This window comes from Paraburkholderia sp. SARCC-3016, from assembly GCF_031119615.1.
Classification (GTDB): domain Bacteria; phylum Pseudomonadota; class Gammaproteobacteria; order Burkholderiales; family Burkholderiaceae; genus Paraburkholderia.
This window is the reverse complement of record NZ_JAVHZD010000022.1, coordinates 29,670-47,833: the sequence shown is the minus strand read 5'-3', so window position 1 is coordinate 47,833 and position 18,164 is coordinate 29,670. Positions and strand designations below refer to the sequence as shown.

The following is an 18,164-nucleotide window of genomic DNA, read 5'->3' as shown; positions in this document are numbered from 1 at the left end:
ACACATGCATAACAACATCTACAAGTTAACTTTTTCGAGCACCAGGGCTCAGGCGGTTGTGGTTATCCGGACCGGTGAACGGGGAACCGGTAAACTTTCATTTTGATCAAGATGCTTGATGACACTTCATGAACCCGAGATTTGGCGCGGTCTTCACCGCCCTGGCCGCCGCGGCCCTGTTCGGTGCGGCTACGCCGATCGCGAAGGCGCTAGTCGGCGCAATGTCGCCGTTCATGGTGGCGGGTCTGCTCTACCTCGGCAGCGGGCTCGGGCTCGGGATGGGCATCATCGGCCGGCAGCTGGGCAGGTCGGAAACGAACGGGGTCCAGCGCATACGTAAGCGGGAACTGCCCTGGCTGATGGGTGCGATTGCCGCGGGTGGTGTGGCGGGCCCGGCCCTGCTGATGCTGGGCCTTGCAAGCACACCGGCTGCGACCACTTCGCTACTGCTGAATCTGGAAGGGGTGCTCACCGCCGTCATCGCGTGGGTCGTGTTCCGCGAGAACGTGGACGTTCAGGTGTTTCTCGGCATGGTGGCCATCGTCGCCGGGGGTGTTGTGCTGTCGTGGCAGCCAGGTCAGTCTGCGGTGCCGCCTGGTGCGCTGCTCATCGCTGGAGCCTGTCTGTGCTGGGCAATCGACAACAACCTCACGCGCAAGGTCTCGACCAATGACGCGATGGTGATCGCGTGTCTGAAGGGGTTGATCGCGGGCCCGGTGAATCTGGCGATCGCGTTCGCGACCGGGACCTCGCTGCCGGGTCCTGGATCGCTCGTCGCCGCCATGCTGACGGGACTTGCAGGCTACGGCGTGAGCCTTGTCCTGTTCGTGGTCGCGCTTCGGCATCTTGGCACCGCGCGCACGGGCGCGTACTTCTCGGTAGCGCCGCTATTCGGCGTGACGCTCTCTTTGCTCATATGGCCGGAGCTGCCGCAAGTGTCCTTCTGGATCGCCGCGGCCCTGATGGTGCTCGGCATCTGGCTACACGTGCGTGAACGACACGAGCACGAGCACACGCACGTGCCTCTCGAACACACACATCGTCACCGTCATGACGAGCATCATCAGCATGAACACGACTTCCCGTATGACGGGGTCGAGCCTCATACGCATGCGCACACGCATCGGCCAGTCACCCATTCGCATGCGCATTTCCCGGACATTCACCACCGGCACACGCACTAGCTGGAGATGTTCCATGAAACGACCGGGACGCACGTGGGCGCTTGTCGCCGCAACCCTGCTCGCACTGATGGCAGGCGCCTGGGGCCTGATGTATGTGACGGTGTACATGAATGCGGACTAAAGTGGCGCGGGCTTTGTGGCAGGCCCCGCCGATGCGCGTCACAGCCAGCGCCCACGAACTGCGCAACATAGTCCCTTCGTTGACGTCATCGAAAGCAGATTGTAGGATTTAAGGCCCATTGGCTTCGAGGAACCCCGGACTACGGGGTCAATATGGACAGCCCTCACTGTCGAAGTTTTCTGCTTTCACCGCATCCATCTGCAGCACGCCGGGATTTGCCTGGCGCGCTCACGAGCCCCAGGCTTTCTTCTGCTGATAAACCCGCCAGGCGTGATTGCGCGTGCCTGCCTGAATCCGGAGCCCGGCGATGGAAGCTCTGATTTTGCTTGGTCTTATCATGCTCAACGGCGTGTTCGCCATGTCAGAGATTGCACTCGTCACTGCCCGCAAGGCGCGTCTCATGAAACTCGCAGCGGCAGGTGACAGTGCGGCGATCGTGGCATTGAAGCTGGGCGAGGATCCAACCCGATTCCTCTCGACGGTCCAAATCGGCATTACCTCGATTGGCCTGTTAAGTGGGATCCTGGGCGAAGCAGTGCTCGCCATTCCACTCGAACGTTGGCTGGAGTCGCTCGGCGTGCCGCAGAAAACCGCCGAGATTGGCTCGACGGCTGTGGTGGTTGTCGCCATAACGTACGTGTCGATCATCATCGGTGAACTGGTGCCCAAACGCCTCGGGCAGATCAATCCCGAACCGATTGCGCGTATGGTCGCGCGTCCGATGCAGGTGCTCGCCGTGCTGACGCGCCCCTTCGTCGTGCTGCTGTCCTGGTCTACGCACGCGGTACTCAGGATGCTTGGCGTCAGGCAGAACGGTCGAACCGACGTCACGGAAGAGGAAATCCACGCGCTGCTCAGGGAGGGATCGGAGGCAGGCGTGATCGAGCAGCATGAACACGACATGGTGCGCAACGTGTTCCGGCTCGACGACCGACGGCTCGGCTCGCTGATGATTCCGCGTTCGGATATGGTGTATCTCGATATCCGGCTGCCAGACGATCAGAACCTGCAGCGCGCGATGGAGTCGGCGTACTCGCGCTTTCCGGTGTGTGATGGTGGCCCGGACCAGGTGCTCGGTGTCATTCATGCGAAGCAGGTTCTCGCGAGAATCGCGAAGGGCCTTCGGCCCGACTATGCCACCGGTCTGGAGCCGGCCATCTACCTTCCCGAGACTCTCACCGGTATGGAACTGCTGGAGCAGTTCCGCATGAACAACATGAATCTGGCGTTCGTGATCGACGAGTACGGTGAAATACAGGGCATCGTCACGCTGCACGATGTACTCGAAGCCCTCACGGGTGAATTCACGCCACGCAATGCCAGTGATGCCTGGGCGGTGCCGGGGGAAGACGGCGCGTGGGTGCTGGATGGCGCGATCCCGATTCCCGAGACGATGGATCGGCTTCAACTCAGGCATGTACCGGAGGAAGACAAGGCGCGATACCACACGTTGAGCGGGATGTTAATGCTGCTGCTGGGTCGGGTGCCCGCAGCAGGTGACTACACCGATTGGGAAGGCTGGCGATTCGAAATCGTCGCGATGGATCGCAAACGCATCGAGAAGGTCCTGGCCAAACAGCTGCTGGACGGCAATAGAACGTAAGGGCGAGCGGACGGTTCAGGACCACGGCGTGAATTGCGGAAACTCTCTCGCCCGAGCCGAAACACCCTGTCCAGCTGTCCTTGCGTTTGTTCGACGTGCCTGGGTTCGCCATGCGAGCGGCTTGACTAAACATACCTGCGTTTCAGTCATGGCAGCTTGGGATTCTTGCATGTGTGCGCCAGCGCACGGATTGGCACGTTGCCTAGGCCTAACGTTACATTTCGCTTGCAATATGGCTGGCACTCGAGACGCGATTCGGCCGCGGATAGGGCTGGCGGCGTCTCTCAGAGTCCACCCGCGTTACTCTCTGCGAGATTACCACCAGACGCGGGCCATTCAAAACCTGTCACTGTCGCGACACGGAAGTAGTAAGCGCGTCGCGGCAGCCGGCGTGCGGTTCACGGCCCGCTGTAGCCCGCACGCCTGGTGACCGTCGTACTCGCACTCTCACGGGACGCTCGCTGCCTGTGCACCCTGTCCGCTCACTGATGGCTTGTATCAGCGACCTTTAACATTGTCTGGAGCATTTGATGCAACTGATCCAGCTACGGGACAAGCAGATTGTATGGACTGCAAAATTTATCAGGATTTTGGGGGCGATCGGCTACGGTCGCTCACTATTAGAAAAGGTTGGACGCACTCATGCGGGAGCCACGCTCTTTCGATCGATGCTGGGATACAGAAGCAGCTTCCAGACACTCAACGAGGCCGAGATGGCAGTCAAGCCATATGCGAAAGGTGGGCACGAAAACCCCACAAACTTCGCCTTGCACCTTGAACTGAATCGCGTGGCCAGGCCGAGCGACTACGCCGCCTTTTATTACCTGCGAGATCGGGTCGCCGGTGTTCGGAAAGTATTCGACCTCGGCGGGAACGTTGGGAATCTGTACTATTGCTATAAAGATTATCTAAAGATGCCGGAAGACCTGATCTGGTCTGTTTATGATTTGCCGGAAACGGTATCGCGCGGCAGAATTCTTGCCAGCACCAGGAACGCGAAAAACCTTCAATTTACGGGGGATCTAGGATGGGCCGCCAATGCTGACCTGTTTATCGCCAGCGGTTCACTCCATTATTTCGACAAGTCATTGCCCCATTTATTGGAAGGCGTAGGGGCACGGCCAAAATACATTCTAATCAACCGGGCGCCGTTAACAGAAGGTCCAGAGTTTGCGGTAGTCCAGGATGCGGGGCACATTCGTGTCGCTTGCATGCTGTACAACCGCTCGAAACTTCTCGCCGACTTCGCCCGCCTCGGCTACGGACTGCTAGGTGAATGGCAGGCGGCTGAACTCTGCCTTCCCGTCCTCGACCGGCCTTCCTCCACGATACGGTCCTATACAGGCCTTTGGCTTGAGCGCCAGTGATTTTTGTTTCGTCACAAACGCCTAAGGAGCTTTTCGAGACCGAATGCCCACGCCAGCACGAAGCTCAAGTACGCATGTAGGGGTCGATATCAAGCCAGTTCTGGGCGGCAAAAAACTTGTGACGTGCGCCGACGAACAAACTCTGTCGCGTGCCTCGGCCAGAATGCCTGGACGGCATACCGGACCATTCCATGAGCACCAAACCCAGTCTCAAACGCAGCGCCACGATCAACCTCGTCGGCAGCATCCTGCCGATCCTGATCACGCTCGCGACGACACCGATTTATCTCCACCATATCGGCGCCGCACGCTACGGCGTGCTTGCGATCGTCTGGATGGTGCAGGGTTATTTCGGCTTTCTCGATCTGGGTTTGTCACAAGCGACGTCCAACCGCATCGCACAACTCGACGATGCGCCGCACAGCGAGCGCCAGGCCGTCGTGTGGACCGCGCTGATCCTGAACGCCGGGCTGGGTGCGGTGGGCGGCGTCGTGCTCTTTGCGCTGATGCACACGCTGCTTGCGTTCTTCGACATTGGCGAGGCGCTGTCCGCCGAGTTATTGCCCGCGCTGCCCTACGTCGCCTGCCTCGTGCCGCTCTCGAATCTGATCAGCGTGTTCAACGGCGCGCTTGTCGGGCGTGAGCGCTTCGGCGCGCTCAACGCGGTGCAGCTCGCAGTCGCGACCATGTATCAGCTCGCGCCTCTTGGCATGGCGTTCGCCTTCGGGCCGCACCTGCGCTATCTGGTGTTCGGTACGCTCGCCGCCGGCATCGCGGCGCTGGCGCTGACCGCTCTCGTCGTCTGGCGCGTATTTCCCCTGTCGCTTGCCAACGGCCCGCGCCGCGATCTGGTCCGCCCGCTGTTCTCGTACGGCGCATGGATCAGCTTGACGAATCTTGCGCAGCCGCTGCTGGAGACCGCCGATCGCCTGCTCATCGGCCACGCGCTCGGGCCGCAGGCGGTCACCTATTACCAGGTGCCGTTCAATCTCGCGCAGCGCGTGCGGCTCTTTCCGTTCGTCATTATCCGCACGCTATTTCCGCGCCTGTCGGCGCTCGACGCGACCAGCGCAGCGGCGCTCTCCTTCGGCGCGATACGCGGCCTCGCCGCTGCCCTCACGCCAATGATCGTGTTCGGCATCTTCGTCATGCACCCGTTTCTCTCGCTGTGGCTGGGCCGTGAATTCGCGTCGCGCGCCACGTCGGTTGGAGAAGCGATTCTCGTTGGCATCTGGATCAACTCACTCACGATGATCGCCACCACCCACCTGCAGGCAACGGGGAAGCCAGGCATCGTCGCGCGTCTTCAGACTTACGAAGTACTGCCGTTCCTCGCCTTGCTGTGTTGGATGTTGCAGCACTTCGGCGTCCTCGGCGCGGCGCTTGCATGGAGCGCGCGCTGCCTCGTCGACGGCCTGCTGCTGTTTTATGCCGCACGCCTCGATGCGCGGCCCATCCGCATGCTGGCGACACCCGCGCTGATCGTCGTCGGGGCGTATCTCGGCACGCTCGTCTGCGCGCCGCTCTCGTGGCCGGGCATCGCGCTGTGGTTCGGCATGACGGGCGTCGCGCTTGCGTGGAGCGCGCATATGGAACCGCGGGTCTGGGCGCACGTGGTTGAACTCGTCGCATCGATCCGCAACTACACGCGGCGTTGGGCACAAAACCCTCCATAATGTCGATGAGTCCCCGGACCCTCGTCAGGACCTTTCGCCGCATCCATGTAAAGGTGGACGATCGCTCTCTGCTGATACGCAGACGAATCGGGAACTGCGAAGAGTCGGCGAGCCCTCTGACACCTCTCCTAAACTGTGCCCGGGAGACGTACTATGCGCGAGTTGCTTACGAACAAAGGATCGAGGGCAGCTTCAATCGCTGAGCGCAACCTGTGCGACAGATACCGAAGCTCTGGCGCACTGACACGTCCGCTGTGCAGCAGGCCGAACAAGGCCGTGCGAACCAGTACCGGGTCACCGGTCGCAAACTCTCGCTCGATGTCGAGCAGTCTTCGGGGCTTCTTCACGAAGCGCGCGATCGCTTGCGTTAGCGTCGGCGGAACGAGATCCCGATTGGCAACCAGGCACGGCAACATGCGCTGCCAGTTCTCAATCCAGACGCGGGCAGCAGCCAGCTCGGCCGGCACAACCCGCCGGATGTTACACGCGCCCATGTCGAGAACCCGATTTGGCTTCGTTGCATCGACTTCGCAAGATCTATCATCAAGGATAACTAATTCATTCCGATCAACATAACGAACCCAGAAGTCCGCGAGTCACTTGTGCCTGTCAAGCTGTATGTAACCCGGCCGCTCACAGAAGGCGACTACTAACGGATCAGCTTCGAGCAATACCCACTGCTCAACCAGGGCGCGGCGATAGAACGTCACCCGGCGTGCGAGCTTGGGACTGAACGCTTCGAACCGATGTGCTCCGCGTGGACGGGCGAGCGCGACCGGCTCTGCTATGTGCGGAGGATTTTCCATAAGATCAACGACTTACGGACTGGATTCGAAGTGTAGGAGGCGAATTGACAATAATGAGATGGTCCCTCCCGCCCTCGCCGAGTGCGTTACGCTTGCGGCGTCAATTCCGGATTGGAGACTGTCATGCAAGACGTCACGATGGTTGGCATCGATTTGGGAAAGAACACCTTTCACCTTCACGGTCAGGATAGAAGGGGCAAGGCGGTGTTTCGCAAGAAACTGGGGCGCAGGCAACTGGTCGAGTTCTTCGCGACGTTTCATGCATGCACAGTTGTAATGGAGGCTTGTGCCGGCGCCCATCACATGGCTCGCCTGCTGACGACGTTCGGACATCAGGTCAAACTGATCTCGCCGCAGTTTGTGCGTCCGTTCGTAAAGAGCAACAAGAATGACTTTGTAGACGCCGAGGCTATCTGCGAAGCTGCCTCCCGGCCCACCATGCGGTTTGTCACCGCGAAAACCGAATCACAGCAGACGCTCTCCGCACTACATCGCCTACGGGAGTCATTCGTGCGGGATCGCACCAGAACCATCAACCAGATGCACGGCTTATTGCTGGAATTCGGCGTTAGTCTGCCAGTTGGAAAGGCTTCCGTTGCGCGTCTTCCAGCCTTCCTCACTGAGCATTCATTGCCACCACGCCTGATCGCGATCCTTCAGCGTCTGCACGAGCACTACAAGTACCTCGACAGCGAAGTTGGTCATATCGAGAAAGAGATTAACGCCCAGCTCGCAGACGACGAGCTCGGCCAGCGCCTGCTGACGATTCCGGGCATCGGCCCCGTCACCGCCAGTGTTCTGGCCGCAGAAATGGGAGACGGCAAGCAGTACAGGTGCGGTCGCGATTTTGCAGCGTCGGTCGGTCTCGTTCCCAGGCAATACAGTACCGGTGGGAAAGCGACGTTGCTTGGTATCAGCCGACGTGGCGACAAGAATATCCGACGGCTGCTCGTCACGTGCGCTCGAGCCTACATGCTGCGGCTTGAGGGACGGACAGGCCATCTCGCGGACTGGGTTCGTGCCATGCTTACCCGACGACATTCAAACGTTGTCGCCTGCGCACTGGCTAACAAGCTGGCTCGAACTGCGTGGTCAATGGCAGCCCACGGCACCGCGTACTGTGCGGGATTGACTGTCGCTTCGGACTGACTGCGCGGCTCAACTTCTGGCGAATCACCCAACTGGTTTTGCGACGACTGAAATTTGATGACATGAACGGCACATCGGCCTGAAGGACAACCTGGGTATTAATTAGGCTTCCCAAAGCCGAGACAGTTTTAAGGACCTTCAGGCGCGAACCTCATCGTGGCGCGGGGCATGATCCCCACTATCGACGCCGGATAGATTTAAGCGAGCCTGCAATGACATCGAAAATCGTGGTTGCAAAAATGGGAGGGACCATAGAATTTAATACGGACATACGTGAATTGACGCTTTTAATACGATTCAACGGGATATAAAAGTGTCAACGCGTTTGCGCTTAGCCGCGCCGTTGCTGCGCTAGGGTGTTGACAGTAATGAGATGGTCCCTCCCGCCCTCGCCGAGTGCGTTACGCTTGCGGCGTCAATTCCGGATTGGAGACTGTCATGCAAGACGTCACGATGGTTGGCATCGATTTGGGAAAGAACACCTTTCACCTTCACGGTCAGGATAGAAGGGGCAAGGCGGTGTTTCGCAAGAAACTGGGGCGCAGGCAACTGGTCGAGTTCTTCGCGACGTTTCATGCATGCACAGTTGTAATGGAGGCTTGTGCCGGCGCCCATCACATGGCTCGCCTGCTGACGACGTTCGGACATCAGGTCAAACTGATCTCGCCGCAGTTTGTGCGTCCGTTCGTAAAGAGCAACAAGAATGACTTTGTAGACGCCGAGGCTATCTGCGAAGCTGCCTCCCGGCCCACCATGCGGTTTGTCACCGCGAAAACCGAATCACAGCAGACGCTCTCCGCACTACATCGCCTACGGGAGTCATTCGTGCGGGATCGCACCAGAACCATCAACCAGATGCACGGCTTATTGCTGGAATTCGGCGTTAGTCTGCCAGTTGGAAAGGCTTCCGTTGCGCGTCTTCCAGCCTTCCTCACTGAGCATTCATTGCCACCACGCCTGATCGCGATCCTTCAGCGTCTGCACGAGCACTACAAGTACCTCGACAGCGAAGTTGGTCATATCGAGAAAGAGATTAACGCCCAGCTCGCAGACGACGAGCTCGGCCAGCGCCTGCTGACGATTCCGGGCATCGGCCCCGTCACCGCCAGTGTTCTGGCCGCAGAAATGGGAGACGGCAAGCAGTACAGGTGCGGTCGCGATTTTGCAGCGTCGGTCGGTCTCGTTCCCAGGCAATACAGTACCGGTGGGAAAGCGACGTTGCTTGGTATCAGCCGACGTGGCGACAAGAATATCCGACGGCTGCTCGTCACGTGCGCTCGAGCCTACATGCTGCGGCTTGAGGGACGGACAGGCCATCTCGCGGACTGGGTTCGTGCCATGCTTACCCGACGACATTCAAACGTTGTCGCCTGCGCACTGGCTAACAAGCTGGCTCGAACTGCGTGGTCAATGGCAGCCCACGGCACCGCGTACTGTGCGGGATTGACTGTCGCTTCGGACTGACTGCGCGGCTCAACTTCTGGCGAATCACCCAACTGGTTTTGCGACGACTGAAATTTGATGACATGAACGGCACATCGGCCTGAAGGACAACCTGGGTATTAATTAGGCTTCCCAAAGCCGAGACAGTTTTAAGGACCTTCAGGCGCGAACCTCATCGTGGCGCGGGGCATGATCCCCACTATCGACGCCGGATAGATTTAAGCGAGCCTGCAATGACATCGAAAATCGTGGTTGCAAAAATGGGAGGGACCATAGAAATTAATACGGCCTACGGGTCGGTTCAATGAAAATTCCGGCTCGCCGTCGGCAGTTCGCCGAGCAGGTGCGACACGTCGACAAGACGTTGTGCAACGAGATGCTTTACATCGCCTTGACGCTGCCACACGCCGTAGACCGCAAGCAGCGACGAACCGAGCGCTTCGCGCCGCTGCCGTTCGAGTACCGACTGCCAGACGATGACGTTGATGGACCCTGTCTCGTCCTCGAGCGTCATGAACATCACGCCGTTCGCCGTGCCGGGACGCTGGCGTACGGTGACGATCCCGCAGGCCCGCGCGAGCTGACCATCGCGATAGCGCGCGAGCGCTTCGGCGGGCATCAGGCGCATCGACAGCAGCTTCTTGCGCAGCAGGGCGAGGGGATGCCGGCCTAGCGTCAGGCCGGTCGAACGGTAGTCGGCGATGAGGTCCTGGCCTTCGGTTGGTGCCGTCAGCGCCGGCGCTTCCTCACCGCGCGACGTGGCGCGCAACAGATCCTTGTCCGGAACGGCTGCGACGGCTTCCCATAGCGCCTGCCGCCGGTCCCCCACGATTGGCTTCATCGCGTTTGCAGCCGCGAGTACCTGCAGGTCATGGCGATCCAGTTGTGCGCGGTTCGCGAGATCCGCGACATCGCGGAACGGCATCACAGCCCGCGCCGCTTCGATGCGCCGCGCGGTTTCCTCGCGCATGCCACGGATCATGGACATGCCCAGCCGCACAGGCGCCATGCTGCCATCGCCTTCCATCGTTGAATCCCAGTCGCTGATTGTCACGTCGACGGGCAGCACGTTGACGCCGTGACGCTTCGCATCCTGAACCAGCTGCGACGGTGAATAGAAGCCCATTGGCTGGCTATTGAGCATGGCGCACAGGAACGCTGCCGGCTCATGACGCTTGAGCCAGCAGCTAGCGTAGACGAGGAGTGCGAAGCTCGCCGCGTGGCTCTCTGGAAAGCCGTATTCGCCGAAACCCTGGATCTGCGCAAAGATCGATTCGGCAAACTCGCGGTCGTAGCCGCGCTGGAGCATCCCTTCAACGATGCGGTCGTGATAGTGCTGCAGGCCACCCTTGCGCTTCCATGCGGCCATCGCTCGACGCAGCTGGTCCGCCTCGCCCGCGCTAAACCCCGCCGCGAGCATCGCGACCTGCATCACCTGCTCCTGAAAGATCGGCACGCCAAGCGTGCGCTTGAGCGCCTGCTCTACTTCCGGACTCGGATAACTGACGGGTTCCAGTCCCTGCCGACGGCGAAGGTACGGATGAACCATCCCCCCCTGCACAGGTCCGGGTCGGACAATCGCGACTTCGATCACGAGATCGTAGAACTCGCGCGGCTTCAGGCGCGGCAGCATGCTCATCTGTGCGCGCGACTCGATCTGGAACACGCCAACGGTATCGGCCGCGCAGATCATGTCGTAGGTCGCCTCATCCTCGGCCGGGATGTCCTGCATCTCGAACGGTTCGCCGCGCTGCTGCGAGACCAGCTCGAGCGTCCGACGAATCGCAGACAGCATGCCGAGCGCGAGCACGTCGATTTTCAGCAGGCCCAGCGCTTCCAGATCGTCCTTGTCCCACTGGATCACCGTGCGATCCTGCATCGATGCGTTCTCGACTGGCACGAGCCTCGAAAGCTTGCCGCGTGCGATCACGAAGCCGCCCACGTGCTGGGACAGGTGACGCGGGAAGCCCAGCAGCGTCGCGGCGAGCGTTGCCCACTGCTGGATGATCAGCGTCTGCGGGTCCAGTCCGCTATCAACGAACCGACGCATGAGATCAGCGCTCGAATCAAACCAGTGATGCTCCTTGGCGACGCGATCGACAATCACAGGATCGATCCCAAGCGCCTTGCCCGAGTCGCGAATCGCCGATCGTGGGCGGTAGGTCGTAACGGCAGCCGCGAGCGCCGCGCGTGTGCGCGTGTACTTCCTGTAGATGTACTGGATCACTTCCTCGCGCCGCTGGTGCTCGAAGTCGGTGTCGATATCGGGCACGTCCCCGGCTGCGGCTCGCTCTTTCGAGATGAACCGTTCGAACAACAGATTGCCGCGGGCGGGGTCCACCTCGGTGATCCCGAGGCAGTAGCAGATGGCCGAGTTCGCAGCCGAGCCGCGCCCCTGACAGAGGATGCCTTCGTTGCGCGCGAAACGGACAATGTCGTACACCGTCAGGAAATACGGCTCGTACTTCAGGTCCGCGATCAGTGACAGTTCGTGCTCGATCTGCGTCTGCACGTTGTGCGGGATTCCGCGCGGGTACCGGCGATGTGCCCCAAGATAGGTTTCGCGCCGCAGGTACGCTGTTGGCGTGATTCCGGGTGGCACGAGTTCGTCGGGATACTCGTAACGAAGCTCGTCGAGCCTGAACGTGCAGCGCGACACGATGCTTAGCGTCTGCGCGAGCGCGTCGGGCGGATACACGTTGGCCAACCTCAGTCGCGAGCGAAGATGCTGCTCGGCGTTCGGTGCCAGTTCGAATCCGCATTCAGTCACGGGCCGGTTAAGGCGGATTGCCGTCAGCGTGTCCTGCAGTGGCTTGCGCGAGCGCACATGCATCAGCACCTGGCCGGTCGCCACGACGTTCAGCCCGTGCCTTTCTGCGACGTCGTAGACGGTATTCCGATGCAGGTCATCGAGCGCGCGGGCGTGCAGGGTCAGCCCCATCCAGCAGCGATCGGCGCCGAACGTCTGCGCCGCCCATTGGGCCTGTGCGTCGAGGCGCGCGTCCTTCGCGGGAAAATCGGGCGTGAGAATGACCAGACAGTCGGGCAGCGCGCGCAGATGCGTGTACGGCGGATCGGGATGATCGAGATCGTGCGGATACACCACATACGTGCCCTTGGCCGTGCGGGTGCGGGCGAGCGTGATCAGTTCCGACAGGTTGCCGTAGCCATCGCGGTTCTGCGCGATCGCGGTGATGGCGAGGGCAGGTGAGCCGTCTGCGTTCGTGACGCGAAAATGCGCGCCGACGAGCAGTTTGATGCCCGCCTCCTTCGCCGCGACGTGCGCGCGCACGATGCCCGCCAGCGAGCATTCGTCGGTGATTGCAATCGCCTCGTACCCAAGCTGCGCCGCGCGCGTCGCCAGTTCCTCGGCGTGCGAGGCACCCTGGAGGAATGTGAAGTTGGATGCGCACTGCAACTCGGCATAGCCGGGCAGGCCGAACGAAGCGGGCAACATGACTTATCCGAACAGACCATGCAGGTACCAGCGCGGCTCGTCTTCGTCGACGGCGCCAATCCGCTCGCGGTAGATCCAGTAGCAGATGTGGTCGTCTGCCTCGGCAACGAAGTAGTCGCGCGTCACCGGCTCGCCTTGGAACCAGCCCGCCTCGACACGCTCGCCAGACGACACCGTGCGCAGGGGCGAACCGTAAAACGGTCGCTCGCCGCGCATCAGCAGATTGATCGGCGACTCCAGTAGCCAGGCGGGGCGGGGCGTGTCCGTCGCCGGCGCGACGTACTGTGTCTTGTCCGTAACGGGCACCCAGCGCGCGGCGACTTCCGGGCGGTGGTCGGCAACGGGCGCGGGCTTCAGCACGTTCTCTGCGCCCAGGCGGGCGACCAGCAGTTCAAGTAGTCGCGCGTGATCGGCAGCGGTGGCGCCCGGCTCCGGAAACAGTGAGTCCGACGCTGGCTCTGCCTCCTTCACTTCCTGCACGACGAGCTGCAATGCAATGACGGCCGCGGCGATTTCGACGCGGCTCAGCCGTTCTTTCAGCAGGCGCATCAGGTGATCCTCGCGCCACGTTGGCTCGGCGAGCGCCACCTCGATCGTTGTCGGTGCGATCGCATCGCGGCCGCGCTCGTGTTCGAGCAGCAGCGCGATGCGCGAGACGGCAAGTTGCTTCTGCGACAGCCAGCCCGTTAGCTGGACAACGAGCCGCCGGGCCGCAAAGAGACACGCTTCTGCGTGCTCGATGCGATCGGGCAGTTCGACGCGCGCCTGAAAAGTCGGCGGCGTTTCATACCATTCGTACACTTCGGGTGCCACTCCATTGGCGCGGTCAAGCACATCGAGCAATGCCGTCCCGCATCGTTTTTTCAGTCCTGCGCGGGGCAGGCGCATCAGCTGGCCGACCGTCTCACACCCGATGCCCGTCAGCCAGTCGAGATGACGTCGCGCGGGCGTCGGCAGGCTGACCGGCAGTCCGGTGAGGGCGCGCGAGAGCGAAGCATGCGAAAGCGCAACGCCGCCGCGGTACCGCGCGAGCAGCCATGCCGCCTGCCCGGTGGGTGCGACGCTGATCGTGGCCGTTACTCCCATGGCGTCGGCGACCCGGCGAGCCATGCGACGTACGGACCGGATGCCGCCAAAGAGCCGCAGACTCGCTGACACGTCGACGAGCACCGTGCTTTCCTCGGCAATCACGACCTGCGGTGACAGGTTCAGCAGTCCGGTCGCGATCTCGCGTACCGCGTTGACTTCGGCCGCACAGTCGCGCTCCTGCGTGACGGTCGCCGGAGCAAGCGTCAGGACGCCGCCGCGCCGCATGCCGATGCAGACCCCGGCTACGCGCGCGCAGGGGTTAGCGGCAATGACGCGCTCCTTTTCGAGCACGGCAAGGCCTGCGCCGTCATCGGGCTCATGCGACCACTTCGGCCGGAACACTTCGAGGCACAACAACGGGAGATGGACGCCTATCCACAGTTGCATTGCGTTTTACGTTAAGGATCGGGGAGGGCGTCAGGGCGACGAACAGCGGTTCGTCGCGGGCGGGGCCGCGGCGCTTCAGAAACTGGACGTCGACGCCGCCTTTGGCGGGGCGAATCGCGAGGCGCAACGGGGCAGGCGAGGCGTCACGCGTCGTCGCGAGCGGTCGCACCATCAAAAAGAGCGACTCAGACGTTTGCGCGGCCAGATGCAGTCGCCGCACCGCCTCGGGCCGCACATGCTGCTGCCAGAACACGAGCGCGCCACAGGTGCCCGCGCGCAGAATCTGTTCGGCGGCCCACAGCGCGTCCGCCGTCTTTGTTGCTTTCACAGTCAGCAAATTCGACGGATCGAGGCCCCACCACGCGAACGCGGTCGGCTGGACGTCATGCGGCGGCTGCAGCAGCACGATCGGTTTCGATCCAAGGCGCTCAAAAGCCGGTCGCAGCAGACGGAGTTCGCCGCAACCCGTCTGCTGGACGAGCAGATCCGTCAGCGCGCCGCGCGGCCACCCGCCGCCGGGCAATTCGGCAGCGAGACTTTCGTCCCCGCAAGGCACGACTCGCGACGCGGCGCGTGCAAGCTGGTTGCCCTTCCAGAGGTCGGGATGGATCGCTTCAGGCATTAAGGCGGCGCACATATTGCCCCCGCTCAGTACTGTATAAAAACACAGTATAGCCTAGCGCAGTGCGCCGAGATCAAGCTCACTTTATAGAACGATCGTTCTATTGCACCGGTGCAACATCAGATAGAAAACGCCAACGCTGTTTGTGGTCTTCTTCAAATTTAATCAGCAATCCGAATTGAGCCGCAAGACCGCAGGAAGTCCTCAAGTCCGCCGGGCGGTGCTCCGTTTGTTATCCCCAAGCAATCAACTGACGTAAGATGCTGGACGTCGAAATTTCTGGTCTATTAAATGAAAGCGAATCGCACAACCCTCCCTGTCTTTGCCGCCGCAGCCTCCGTCTTGATCCTGGCAGCCTGTTCAAACAGCAAAGAGCCGAACAGTACGAATTTCGAAGCGGCGGTGACGGACGGTCTGAAGTCGGGGCCGCGACTGTGCGCGTCCGTTGCACTGGATTGGCCGGACTCAGCACCTGATTCCAGTGATCGAGCACAAACGCGTCGCCCGCTCGTTGATGCAGGACTTCTTTCCGCCACACCGGTGAGTGTCCCCAACGCCGTCGGCGCGCCGGTACCTGGGCACAAATACGATCTCACGGCCGAAGGGAAAAAATACGCGAGTCGCGGAGCACTCTGCTATGGGAAGCCTCATCTGCAGAAGCTGCTCAACTGGGACCCCGTTGAAACGGTGCTCGGGGTGCCACAGACCATGGCGTACTTCACATATACGATCGACGATCTGCCGGAGTGGGCAAAGCGCCCAGACGTGCAGGCGGCGCTACCGAACATGCGTGCGGCGATTGACGGTCAGAACAAAAACAAAATGCAGATGCCACTGACGTTGGATGGCGATCATTGGCGCTCCGCGATGATTAACAGGTCGTGAAGGACCACCAAAATCCCCCCACGGCGGGATTCACCCCGCTTTGCATTCCTAATAAAAGCTCGCTAAATATAAGTTTGTCAAATTGATTGCATCGACGATTTGCCCGAAGATGCTCAAGCACCCCATTGCCCCGCTCGCATGGAACAATCGCGCGCCTCTCCCTGACGCGAGAGGCGCGTCGCACAAGGCTCTTGGGGACAGCGCCGAACGGACCGGAGTAAATCCGCGCCTTTTGACGAAAGAGCGCAGGGCCGTATTGGCAGCAGGCAGAAGGGCAGCGAGGAGCAGCGCATAAAGATGTGGGACGACATGTGGGTGCAGCGGTGAGCGGCGCTGCTTGAAGACCCAAGTGTCAAGGCGCTGGCAAAGGAAAGAGGTGATACATTCACCGGCACTGCGACACCCGCTGGCATCGGGGAACTCGGGAGAGACTATGTACAAATCCACCACGCATACCAGACGCACGTGGGGCTACAAGAGGACATCGGTAAGTTCTTTCTCAAGCGACGACGAGTGCCGCGCCATCGTCGCGAAGTCGAGCGAGACATTCAGCGCCCTTGGGTTGCTGAACCCGTCCGACTTCGACCGCGTGCACGAAGCGGCGCGAGAGAACGCAACGCGCGTCGTCGGCATTCGTATCCGGCGCGGCAAGGAGACGCTGCTCGGCGTCGGCGTGCCAGAGCGGCTCATTTTCGCGCTACCGAATTACCTGCTCGTCGCCCCGAAGCTTGGTGGCCTGCTCTCGCGCATCTGCCGCATTGAAGCTTCCCGTTTGCCGCTCGAACTGCGCCCGCTGCAGACCCATCTGAAGAACGACACCGTAGTTCGGCAAGCCGTTGTTCTGAAACCCACGTACCACGTCGCAGCAGACGGCACACGTACCGCCGTCTATCCGAAGCAGACTATTCAGGAGCGCCGCCGACAGCGACGCTTCAGCACAGCAGTACCCGAGCATCCGACGACGCCAACCGCAAAGCACAAGCCGCAAACGGAAACGGCAATAGCCATCGCTCTACAGAAAGCAAAGCAGAAGAAATGCTGACTTGACATCGTCCGGCGCTGGTCGATGACATCGCAGTAGGCCGGTTTCCCCCGGGGCAACGCTTTGCTCGGTCAGCGCGGCGATTTTTTCTGATTGCTCGGCGAACTTCTTCAAATATCTGAGAAAGGCTATCTGATCTGCATAGATTTAAGACGGCCAGCGAATTGCCGTTATATCGCTTCGGACCGACGTCGGCGTCATCAGCGTCTAGGAAAACGGAGAGAGCACGGCATTCAAAGATGAGCTGCGGTCGCTGTGCAACGCCTAGAAAAAATGAGACAGACAATCATCTGAAGGTCCGGTCGAGATCGGCACATGACAAAGAGACGAAAACTACCGAGGCAAAAAGCGAACGCAGGAATCCTGAGCTGGCGCGCGTCTGACCAGAAAAAGGTGACTGCGACGCCGTCGGAACCTGCGCGGCCCGCGACAAGAGTGCTTGCAGTCAAGCCCTCTTCGAAGTTGGCCCTTCAGTCGATGACCGCCTCGAAAGAGGTTTGCCTCCTGCACGGTTCATCAGACCGCTTAGTCGAGTCCGTATTCCGGTGTGATCTGAAGCCGAGCGCTAGTCAGAAAGCCGTGCTGGACGCGCTATTCTCCGGCCCGCTTCTTCTTAAGGCGCTTCTAAAACAGGTCGACCCGAAGCCGCAGAGCTCTCACGAGGCCTCGATGTTCCTGCTGCGGCATCGCAGGGAGCTTGAGCCATACCTGGCCACGCGTGATCGCAGCGATTCAGTCGACCTCTTAACGCAACTGGTAATCCAATGGGGCTCACGAAGCCCGACGGTAATCGAAATCCAGTTCTCCGACGATTGCACGATATCCGGGTCCAACGAGATCTACGTGCCGATTCCCCGACTCGGCGCCTTGGCCGTTTTCAACGAGTCGCGGCTCATCGAGGCGCGCTACCGATCGCGCTACAAACCATCTTTCGCTCTCGTCCATTCGTCTCTCGGGTATCTCATTGAGATCGTGTTTCTCCGACGAGAGGAAACGAGCGAGGTCGTGCCCTACGTCTCTGAGCGATTGGGTTCGCGCCCTGAGGGTGGAAGCGCATCAGTCAGCGCCAAGAAAAGAGAGCAGTTGAAAACAAAAACTGAACGCATAGAGGTCGCTCGCTTTGTTGCTTTGTTTGGCGCGCTCGACCGTGCAAGGGCTGCCGAGGCCAAGGTTGGAAAGAACTTTGTGAGGCCGGATTTCGGTGCACTGGAGGGTCGAGCTGTTCAGGGCGGCCTTCCGTCGCTAGGCAAGCGAAGGCGGTAGGTGCCGGTGCTACTTTGGGTCTCGCGAATCGGAAGAATTGGATTGTTCTGACGCTGGCATGATCGTCGGT

At 60.7% G+C, this 18,164-nt stretch carries 12 protein-coding genes and 1 pseudogene; 9 read left to right on the top strand and 4 right to left on the bottom strand.

What is annotated here, in order from left to right:
• Window positions 1–128 precede the first annotated feature (128 nt).
• The 4 genes from QYH69_RS21780 (at window position 129) to QYH69_RS21765 (ending at window position 5,951) form a co-directional block, all read left to right on the top strand.
• Complete coding sequence (locus QYH69_RS21780) at window positions 129–1,184, top strand: DMT family transporter (protein WP_308833857.1); 1,056 nt, start codon at window positions 129–131, stop codon at window positions 1,182–1,184.
• A 428-nt stretch (window positions 1,185–1,612) separates the two neighbouring features.
• Window positions 1,613–2,908, top strand: coding sequence for a hemolysin family protein (locus tag QYH69_RS21775; RefSeq protein ID WP_308833856.1), 1,296 nt, complete (start codon window positions 1,613–1,615; stop codon window positions 2,906–2,908).
• A gap of 530 nt (window positions 2,909–3,438) precedes the next feature.
• Window positions 3,439–4,275 carry a methyltransferase, TIGR04325 family gene (locus QYH69_RS21770; RefSeq protein ID WP_308833855.1) on the top strand — a complete coding sequence of 279 codons (837 nt, stop codon included), beginning with the start codon at window positions 3,439–3,441 and terminating at the stop codon, window positions 4,273–4,275.
• Between the two features lie 191 nt (window positions 4,276–4,466).
• Entirely contained in the window at window positions 4,467–5,951 is a 1,485-nt protein-coding gene (locus tag QYH69_RS21765; protein ID WP_308833854.1) for a flippase, read from the top strand.
• Between the two features lie 128 nt (window positions 5,952–6,079).
• Here the strand turns inward: QYH69_RS21765 and QYH69_RS21760 are convergent.
• Window positions 6,080–6,757: pseudogene (locus tag QYH69_RS21760) on the bottom strand (hypothetical protein).
• A gap of 123 nt (window positions 6,758–6,880) precedes the next feature.
• Here QYH69_RS21760 and QYH69_RS21755 point away from each other — a divergent pair.
• On the top strand, window positions 6,881–7,906 hold the full coding sequence (locus QYH69_RS21755) for an IS110 family transposase (protein ID WP_308833853.1): 1,026 nt from the start codon (window positions 6,881–6,883) through the stop codon (window positions 7,904–7,906).
• A gap of 438 nt (window positions 7,907–8,344) precedes the next feature.
• Complete coding sequence (locus tag QYH69_RS21750; protein WP_308833853.1) at window positions 8,345–9,370, top strand: IS110 family transposase; 1,026 nt, start codon at window positions 8,345–8,347, stop codon at window positions 9,368–9,370.
• A 280-nt stretch (window positions 9,371–9,650) separates the two neighbouring features.
• On the opposite strand, the gene QYH69_RS21745 is transcribed toward QYH69_RS21750, so the two are convergent.
• The 3 genes from QYH69_RS21745 to imuA are packed head-to-tail and all read right to left on the bottom strand — an operon-like array spanning window position 9,651 to window position 14,919.
• Window positions 9,651–12,806: an error-prone DNA polymerase gene (locus QYH69_RS21745; protein ID WP_308833852.1), complete on the bottom strand. Its 3,156-nt coding sequence runs from the start codon at window positions 12,804–12,806 to the stop codon at window positions 9,651–9,653.
• A gap of 3 nt (window positions 12,807–12,809) precedes the next feature.
• Window positions 12,810–14,282 carry a DNA polymerase Y family protein gene (locus QYH69_RS21740; RefSeq protein WP_308833851.1) on the bottom strand — a complete coding sequence of 491 codons (1,473 nt, stop codon included), beginning with the start codon at window positions 14,280–14,282 and terminating at the stop codon, window positions 12,810–12,812.
• Complete coding sequence (gene imuA, locus QYH69_RS21735; RefSeq protein WP_308833850.1) at window positions 14,212–14,919, bottom strand: translesion DNA synthesis-associated protein ImuA; 708 nt, start codon at window positions 14,917–14,919, stop codon at window positions 14,212–14,214. The genes QYH69_RS21740 and imuA overlap by 71 nt, the downstream gene beginning before the upstream one ends.
• Window positions 14,920–15,195: 276 nt before the next feature.
• On the opposite strand from imuA, the gene QYH69_RS21730 reads away from it, so the two are divergent.
• The 3 genes from QYH69_RS21730 to QYH69_RS21720 all read left to right on the top strand — a co-directional run bounded on the left by QYH69_RS21730 (window position 15,196) and on the right by QYH69_RS21720 (window position 18,094).
• Window positions 15,196–15,789, top strand: coding sequence for a hypothetical protein (locus QYH69_RS21730; RefSeq protein WP_308833849.1), 594 nt, complete (start codon window positions 15,196–15,198; stop codon window positions 15,787–15,789).
• 337 nt (window positions 15,790–16,126) lie between these two features.
• Entirely contained in the window at window positions 16,127–16,831 is a 705-nt protein-coding gene (locus tag QYH69_RS21725; protein WP_308833848.1) for a hypothetical protein, read from the top strand.
• Window positions 16,832–17,146: 315 nt separating this feature from the next.
• A complete protein-coding gene (locus QYH69_RS21720) occupies window positions 17,147–18,094 on the top strand; it encodes a hypothetical protein (protein WP_308833847.1) in 948 nt (315 codons plus the stop codon).
• Window positions 18,095–18,164 lie beyond the last annotated feature (70 nt).